The organism is Paenibacillus sp. GbtcB18 (assembly GCF_019091125.1).
Lineage (GTDB): Bacteria > Bacillota > Bacilli > Paenibacillales > NBRC-103111 > Paenibacillus_F > Paenibacillus_F chitinolyticus.
On record NZ_JAGXJX010000270.1, the window covers coordinates 1 to 279 of the forward strand.

The window sequence follows — 279 nt, forward strand, 5'->3', positions numbered from 1 at the left end:
TTCATCAAATGAACCATTCTTGTAAATTCAGATGCACCAAGTAGAACATTCGTTTTGTTTTTTCTACAATAACGTAGTGAAAACTATCTTTCTATTCTTTTTTTTCTTCCGCTCCTAATTCTTTCGTATATGCCCCTACTTCTAAATCAATTATTACGATTTAACCGGGCTCAGTCGTTTTTAAGCTAAGCGGATAAGATTCTCTACACATTGCGTTCTTTTGAATAGTATAGCTCACTTCGTACCCTTCGTTCTAGTAAAATGAAAGGTGAACTTTAT

1 pseudogene is annotated in these 279 nt (G+C 33.7%); it reads right to left on the reverse strand.

The window, feature by feature from the left end:
* Nucleotides 1-91 precede the first annotated feature (91 nt).
* Nucleotides 92-253 (reverse strand): annotated as a pseudogene (locus KVT34_RS30215) (cell division protein FtsQ); the annotation flags it as partial.
* Nucleotides 254-279: the final 26 nt, after the last annotated feature.